At 70.8% G+C, this 7,147-nt stretch carries 8 protein-coding genes; 2 read left to right on the top strand and 6 right to left on the bottom strand.

Translation table 11 applies throughout. The annotated features are described in order from the left end of the window. Together ET526_RS20370 and ET526_RS20365 are read left to right on the top strand one after the other, a co-directional pair. The coding region (locus ET526_RS20370; RefSeq protein ID WP_240048507.1) for a recombinase family protein at positions 1-927 on the top strand (927 nt) is incomplete at its 5' end. Then, the gene (locus ET526_RS20365) at positions 924-1,364 is read left to right on the top strand and encodes a hypothetical protein (RefSeq protein WP_135470793.1); all 441 of its coding nucleotides are present in this window, start codon (positions 924-926) and stop codon (positions 1,362-1,364) included. The genes ET526_RS20370 and ET526_RS20365, both read left to right, overlap by 4 nt. Before the next feature lie 7 nt (positions 1,365-1,371). On the opposite strand, the gene ET526_RS20360 is transcribed toward ET526_RS20365, so the two are convergent. The 6 genes from ET526_RS20360 to ET526_RS20340 all read right to left on the bottom strand — a co-directional run. After that, entirely contained in the window at positions 1,372-2,244 is an 873-nt protein-coding gene (locus ET526_RS20360) for a DUF3037 domain-containing protein (RefSeq protein ID WP_158295651.1), read from the bottom strand. After that, positions 2,241-3,038, bottom strand: coding sequence for a HipA family kinase (locus tag ET526_RS20355; protein ID WP_135470789.1), 798 nt, complete (start codon positions 3,036-3,038; stop codon positions 2,241-2,243). The genes ET526_RS20360 and ET526_RS20355 overlap by 4 nt, the downstream gene beginning before the upstream one ends. Next, the gene (locus ET526_RS20350; RefSeq protein WP_135470787.1) at positions 3,035-4,171 is read right to left on the bottom strand and encodes a restriction endonuclease subunit S; all 1,137 of its coding nucleotides are present in this window, start codon (positions 4,169-4,171) and stop codon (positions 3,035-3,037) included. Before ET526_RS20350 ends, ET526_RS20355 begins: the two co-directional genes overlap by 4 nt. A 186-nt stretch (positions 4,172-4,357) precedes the next feature. Beyond that, a complete protein-coding gene (locus ET526_RS21585; protein WP_192898738.1) occupies positions 4,358-4,558 on the bottom strand; it encodes a hypothetical protein in 201 nt (66 codons plus the stop codon). Next, complete coding sequence (locus tag ET526_RS20345) at positions 4,540-5,982, bottom strand: type I restriction-modification system subunit M (protein ID WP_192898737.1); 1,443 nt, start codon at positions 5,980-5,982, stop codon at positions 4,540-4,542. The genes ET526_RS21585 and ET526_RS20345 overlap by 19 nt, the downstream gene beginning before the upstream one ends. Then, positions 5,972-7,147: type I restriction-modification enzyme R subunit C-terminal domain-containing protein (locus ET526_RS20340; protein WP_275668658.1), on the bottom strand; the 1,176-nt coding region annotated here is incomplete at its 5' end. The genes ET526_RS20340 and ET526_RS20345, both read right to left, overlap by 11 nt.

Below are 7,147 nucleotides of genomic sequence, written 5' to 3'. Positions count from 1 at the left end.
AACATCCTGCTGAGCTTCGCGCAGTTCGAGTGCGAGGTGATCGGTGAGCGGATCCGCGACAAGGTGGCGGCGTCGAAGGCGCGCGGCATGTGGCTGGGCGGCAAGGTGCCGCTCGGCTACGACGTCGCCAACCGCAAGCTGGTGGTGAACGAGGCCGAGGCGGCGCGGGTGCGGCGGGTGTTCGCGTTCTTCGTCGAGACCGGCTCGAGCGTCGAGACGGTGCGCAGGCTGCAGGCGGAGGGGATCACTGCCAAGTCCGGCCGCCCGCTCGACAAGGGCGATGTCTACAAGATGCTGAACCTGCGGACCTACCTGGGCGAGGTCACGCACAAGGGAAACGTGTACCGCGGCGAGCACGAGGCGATCGTGGCGCGCGATCTCTGGGACCGGGCGCATGCCATCCTGCAGGTCAGCCCGCGCAAGCGCGCGGCGCAAAACCGGCAGCAGGCGCCGGCGCTGCTGAAGGGGTTGATCTACGGCGTCGATGGCCGGGCGCTGTCACCAACGCACAGTGTGAAGAAAGGGCGGGTCTACCGCTACTACGTCGCACAGCGCGTGCTGAAGGGCGACGCTGCTGGAGACGACAGCATCGTGCGGCGCGTGTCGGCGGCGGAGATCGAGGGGGCGGTGATCGCCCAGCTCCGCGCCCTGCTGCGGCAGCCCGAGATCGTATTCGGCGCGTGGCTCGCGGCGCGGAGAGACGCTCCTGACCTGACCGAACGGGAGGTGCGGGACGCGCTGCACCGGCTCGACCCGCTTTGGAACGAGCTGTTCCCGGCCGAGCAGGCGCGGATCGTGCACGCGCTGGTGGAGCGCGTCACGATCGGGACGGAGGGCGCCGACATCCGCTTGCGCGTCGACGGGCTGGCCGGGCTGGTCGGGGACCTTGGAGCAGAGGCGCCGGCGGCACGGAGGCAAGCCGCATGACCGGCGCCACCAGTATCACCGTCCGCGTCCCGCTGCAGATCCGCCGACGGCCGGGCCGCAAGACCGTGGTTCAGCCGCTGCCGACGGCCGGCGCCGACACCGCCATCCCCACCCGCGCCGACCCGGCGCTGGTGAAGGCGTTGGCCCGGGCATTCCGGTACCAGAAGCTGCTCGACCAGGGGCGCTACAGCTCGATCACCGAAATGGCGGCGGGGGAGAAGATCGACCGAGGCTATCTGGGGCGGCTGCTCCGGCTTGCCGTCCTCGCCCCGGATCTCGTCGAGGGGCTGCTCGATGGCCGCCATGGGGCAGACGCGGACCTCACCCGACTCATGGAGCCGCTGCCGAGCGAGTGGGGCGAACAGCGCGCCGAACTCGCATCCTCGCGGCTGCCGCGCTCGCCCGGCACGCCGGACGCCACCGCCCGAGGCGATTGAACGCGCCCTATCCCCCGCGCGCTGCGGGAGGCCCTTGGTGCGGCGCGTGCGCCCGCACCTCGTCCTCGATGCGGGAGACGAGATCGTCGATTGCGTCCTCCTCGACCACCTCGGGCCGCAGCGGCGCCTTGCGCATCATCGCCAGCGCCTTGCGATAGGCCTCCCCCAGCCCCTGCTCCTGCGGGGCGCCGATGATCAGGTGCAGCTTCAGCGGCTCGGCCAGCCCGTCCCTCACCGTGGTCAGGTGGCCCACCCAGCGCCGCGCCTTCTCCATGATGCTGTCCTGGCTCGCCAGATCGAGCGAGACCCCCTCATAGGCGTGCCACTGCCCGTTCTTCCAGGCGTGCCGGAAGGTGATCGCGTCCACCTCCCCGGCGAAGGTCTTCTCCTCGAAGGGCACGGAGACGCCGCGCGCCTCCAGCCTCTCGCGCACCGGCCGCCAGATGTCCTCGTCATCGCGGCGGCGGCGCGCGCGGTCGTCATGCCGCTGCACGAAACGATCGTAGAGGCGTTCGAGCGTCGCCTCCGCATCCGCCGTCAGCCCCGAGCCGACCGGCGACCATTGCAGCGCGCTGTCGTCATCCGGCATGCCGCGCCGGGCGAAGGCCGCCGCGTCGCCGGCCGCGGCCAGCAGGCCGCCCTTCTCCAGCTCGCGGGCAACGCGCTCGATCCCGCGCTCCACCTCGCGCAGCGCCTGCTTGAAGGCCTCGCCGTCGAGGTCGGGGAAGGCCGCCTTCACCCGCCCGAAGGTGGAGCGGAGGCGGGCCAGCAGCTTCCGCTCCGCCGGCACGTGCAGCACGACGCCGACATTCAGCGCCTCCCCCGCCCGCGGGTCATGGAGGTAGCGCAGGATGGTGTAGGTGTAGGGGTGCTGCGTCATGCCAGAACCCTCGCGATCTCCGTCAGGCAGTCCTCCATCCGGTCGCGGATGTCCTTGATCATCCGGATCGCCTGTTCGGCCTCCCGGGCCGCGCCGGCCCATTCCGCCGGCAGGGCCCTGCCATAGCCCTCCACCCTGGCATCCGGCAAGGCGGCCCAGGCGGCCCGAACGGGCGCAAAGTCCAGCACCGCGCCGCGCAGCCTGTCACGGAAAATGTGCCGCCCCGGCGCCGCGAGGTCCTGCAGCGCGCCGGGCCGCCAGGGCTCCAGGCGCGGGATCACCATGTGGTGGGTGAAGGCCATCTCGTGGTCGTAGATGCGGAGCTCCTCGCCCCGGACCAGGCAGTTCGGGTTCTCGCCGCGGCGGTCGGGGTTGGCGATGAGCGCGTCGAAGACGAAGACGGCGAGCACCAGCGGCAGCATGGCCGGGGTCAGCCGCGTCTCGGGCCGCCAGGCGGAGAATTGCGGGCCGACCTGCCTGGAGCCGAAGGCGACGGGGACGCTCGCGCGCAGCGCCTCGCGCGTGTCCGCCTCCGTGACGCTCGCGATCCAGTCCGGCGGCAGTTCGACCAGCACGGGCTCGGGCACCGGTAGGCCGAGATCGGCGGCGAGGCAGGCGGCGATCACCTCCCGCGCGAGGTTGACGACCCCCTGGTCGCAGCGGGCGGAGAGTTTGGCGATCACCTCCACCTCCCCGCCCGCCGCGTCGCGGCAGGCGAGGAAGAGGGGGCGGGTGCGGCCGGTGCGGGCTGGCCGATCGAACTGCGTGGCGACGACCCGCCGCAGCGCCGTCACGGGCCGAAGGCCTCGGCGAGGAGGGCGGGGAGGATCGCGCGGGTCTCCGCTTCGATGGTCCTGTCGCGGTCCCGGATCTTGGCCACGAGATGGTATGCGCCGGCGATCTTGATCTGCTTGTCGCGTGACGGCAGTGGGAAAGAATAATCCAAGAAATCCCTTGGATTGAGGCGCCGTCGGCGGGCATTGGTGCCGGTGCTGGCACCAGCGAGGCGCGGCCATACCCGGGGGTCCCGGAAATAGAGATCGAGCACTTCGGGCAGCACGCGTTCTTGGGACACTTCGAACACCGGAAACTCGGTTGAAACGACGCAGCCGGCGCATTCCGGCGGCACGATCCCGAGTGCGCCCTCCCAAGCCATCAGTTTGGGGTAGGTGAAATCGCCCGCGCGAAGTCGTGTGAGCCTAGGGTAGGCAAAATCCATCCCGCTCTTGGTGCCTGCGCGGAACACGCCCCGACCGAAGGAGTAGACGCCAGCGAACTCGTAGGTGGCGCTGCGATCCACCGTGACGTCCGGTTCGCGCAACTTCACAAGCTCGCGCATCGGCGTCGTAGCTCCGCCGGCTTGGTCCGCGATCAAAGCCCTGAGGCTTTGCGTGCATTCGGCATCCCGTTCCCCGCGACAGCGTGCAAGATCGCTGAGTATTTTCTCCACCGCGTCCAGCCGCCGCACGATCCGCTCCTGCTCCGACAGCGGCGGGAGGGGGATTTCCTGAGCCAGGAAGGCAGTCTCGCGCAGCCGAACGCGATTGGTCGAACCCTCGCTGGCCCGCTTGCAGAGCGCGATGAACCAGTCGGTCTTGCTCACCCAGCGGAGGAAGCCCGGCAGGCAGCGTGTGCCGTCCACAGCGAAGGCCGGAAAATCGTTGGAGACCACAGCGCCATCAAGTTCCTCCGGCACGAGACCGAAGGCGCCATGACGGGCATCAATCTTCGAGATGAGGAACTGTCCTGTGCGAACGCGGTTCTGGGATGTCGCCGCGATCTCCGCGCCCGACACGACAGCGCGAAGGACGAGGCCCTGCCCCCACAGGCGAGCCGTGATCTGGCGATACTCCGACTCCGGCTCGATCGGCACCCAGTCATCGTGCCGCGCCAGCACCTCCCCCAGCGCCACCCTCGGCCAGCGCATGCTCAGCCCGGCCCCTCGGCCACCAGCGCGCGCAGCTCCTCCAAGNGGGTTTGCGCGCAAACTCGTAGACGCCTTCGCCCCACCACTTCACGCCGATGAAGCGATACGTGTCGTCAGGTCGTGGGGCGACCGGCCGCGCCACCGGCTCTGCAACCTCCCCCAGCGCCACCCTCGGCCAGCGCATGCTCAGCCCGGCCCCTCGTCCACCAGCGCGCGCAGCTCCTCGAGCAGCGCCAGCACCTCCCGCTCCTTGGCCAGCGCGCTCGTCACGATCTCGGCCGGGGCGCGATGGTCCTCCGCCGCCTTCGCCGCCGGGTTCTTGAGGTCGAGGTTCACCGCCACCACCCGCCCCGCCTCGTCGCGCCGGATCAGCCCGGGCCCGTCCACCTTCCAGGCCCGCGGCCCCTCGGCCCGCGCGNCCCAGGCCCGTCCACCTTCCACGCCCGCGGCCCCTCCGCCCGGCTCCCCCACCAGGCGAGGAACCCGGAAAACTCCTCGAACTGGATCGGGCGCGTCTTGGTGTATTTCCGCCGCCCCTCCGGCAGGGGCTGCTCGTAGAACCAGATCTCGCGCGTCGGGCCGCCGGCGTCGAAGAAGATCACGTTGGTCGGGATGTCGGTGTAGGGGGCGAAGACGCCCTCGGGCAGGCGCAGCACGGTGTGCAGGTTGAACTGCTCCAGCAGGTCCGCCTTGATGCGCGCGGCCACGCCATCGCCGAACAGCGTGCCGTTCGGCACCACCACCGCCGCCCGCGCCGGCCGGCCCGCCGAGGTCGGCGCGCGCCGGAGCCGCCGCATGATGAGCTGGAGGAACAGTAGCGCCGTCTCGGCGGTGCGCCGGTCCTCCGGGAAGTTGTCCTGGATGCCGCGCTCCTCCTCGCCGCCGAAGGGCGGGTTGGTGAGGATCACGTCCACCCGGTCGCGCTCGCCGATCTCGGCCAGGCGATGGCGCAGCGCATTGCCCGGGTCGATCCGGGGCGCATCCAGCCCGTGCAGCAGCAGGTTCATCTGGCAGAGCAAATAGGGCAGGGATTTCGGCTCGCAGCCCAAGAGCGAGCGCTGCTGCAGCACCCGGCGCTCGGCCACCGTGCGCACCTGCGCCGAGAGGTGCGCGAAGGCCTCGACCAGGAAGCCGCCGGTGCCGGCGGCGGGGTCGAGCACCGTCTCGCCGAGCCGCGGGTCGGTCACCTGCACCATGAGGCGCACCACCGCGCGAGGGGTGTAGAACTCCCCCGAATCCCCCGCCGCGTCGCGCATCTCGCGCAGCATGGATTCGTAGAGCGCGCCGAGGGTGTGCAGCTCCTCCGACGAGGTGAAGTGGATGCCGTTCACCTTGTCGATGACGTCGCGCAGCAGGTAGCCGCTGCGCATGCGGTTGTCCACGCCGCGGAAGACGGTGGCGATCACGTCGCGCGGATCGTCGCCGTTCTCGCTGGTCAGCGCGCGCAGATAGGCGAAGAGGCCGGGGCCGCGCGTGCCGTCGGGGCGCACCGTCTCCTCGCCGTTGATGAAGGCGAGCAGCTCGTCGCCGGTGATGCCTTGCGGGTTCGCCGCCCAGTCGCGCCAGCGATAGGGCGGCTCGATGGCCGGCCGGAACCGCGTGCCGGCGAGGGCGGCCTCCGCCTCGCGCTGCTGCTCGAGGTCGTCGAGGAACTTCAGGAACATGATCCAGGTGAGCAGCGGCAGCCGGTCGAGATCGCCGTTCAGCCCCTTGTCCTTGCGCATGATGTCGCGCGCGGATTTCAGCAGCGCGCCGAGCGCCTGGGCGGTGGTCGGCGCGGGCTTGCCGGCGGCGCGGGGCTTACGCGGCATAGAGCTGCTCCTGCAGCTCGGCCACCGCGGCGCGGAGCTGCTCGGGCCCGCCGAAGAGGCGGATGATGTCGGCCACCTGGCCGTGGTTCGAGATGGGCGGCACCTTCAAGACGTCGGGCAGGACGAACTCGGCCTCGCCATGGGCGGCGTATTTCTCCAACAGCTCCTCCAGGATGGCGCGGCCTTCGGCGCCGTAGCGGGTGAAGATGTCCGGGGCGCGGGCGCGCAGTTCCCTCGCCCGTTCGCGACGCGTGCGCAGGGGCGCGTTGAAGGCGAGGTGGCAGATCAGGTCGAAGGGATCGGCCTCGGGCTGGCCCGCGGCCTCGGCGAGCTGGTCGAAGCTGATGCCGCGCTCGGCCAGGCGCTGCACGATCTCCGACCGCCGCGCGGCGTCCCTCCACGCCTCGCGCAGCGCCCTGGAGGTGGGGAAGAGGGAGCGGACGCTCTCGGCCGCGTAGTCGGTGTAGCGCACGACGCGAAGCTGCGCGCCGGAGGGGTCGAGCTCATAGACCAGATGCGCGGCGATCTCGACCTGCCCGCCGTCGAAGTAGAATTTCCGGCGTTCCGCGCCGGGCGGTTCCAGCACCTCGGGCGGGGCGGGCTCGGGCTCCGGCTCGGTGCCGGGCTGGGGGATTTCATTCACGGCGATGGTCTCGCCGGCGGCGTCGAGCTCCTCCTCGGTCAGCCGGGCCGGGTCGCCGTCGAAGGCCGGATCGGCGAAGAGCCGGGTGGCCGAGCCGGTGTAGTCGAGGATATTGAACCAGAGCTTGCCGTAGTCGTCGCGCACCCGCGTGCCGCGGCCGATGATCTGCTTGAATTCGCTCATCGAGCCGACGACGCGGGCGAGCACCACGTTCTTGCAGGTCGGCGCGTCCACGCCGGTGGTGAGAAGCTGCGAGGTGGTGAGGATGGCCGGCGTGCGCGTGTCCACGTCCTGGAAGCGGCCGAGATGGGCGCGGCCGATCTCGCCCTCGTCGGCAGTGACGCGGCAGACATAGTCGGGGTGCTGGGCGACCATGTCCTGGTTCAAGGCGACCAGCGCCTGGCGCATCTCGGCGGCGTGTTCCTGGTCCACGCAGAAGACGATGGTCTTGGCGTAGCGGTCGGTCTTGCGCAGGAAGGCCGTCAGGTGCTTCGCGATCGCCTGGGTGCGGGCGCGCAGCGC

It is taken from the genome of Crenalkalicoccus roseus (genome assembly GCF_004761865.1).
GTDB lineage: Bacteria > Pseudomonadota > Alphaproteobacteria > Acetobacterales > Acetobacteraceae > Crenalkalicoccus > Crenalkalicoccus roseus.
Note: the sequence above shows the minus strand (reverse complement) of the source record. Positions and strands in the feature narration are given on the sequence as shown.

Bases quoted from the DNA above. Each gene is read 5' to 3' on its own strand.
- ET526_RS20365 (WP_135470793.1), top strand. From the start codon at position 924: ATGACCGGCGCCACCAGTATCACCGTCCGCGTCCCGCTGCAGATCCGC.
- ET526_RS20360 (WP_158295651.1), bottom strand. From the start codon at position 2,244: ATGACGCAGCACCCCTACACCTACACCATCCTGCGCTACCTCCATGAC.
- ET526_RS20350 (WP_135470787.1), bottom strand. From the start codon at position 4,171: ATGCGCTGGCCGAGGGTGGCGCTGGGGGAGGTGCTGGCGCGGCACGAT.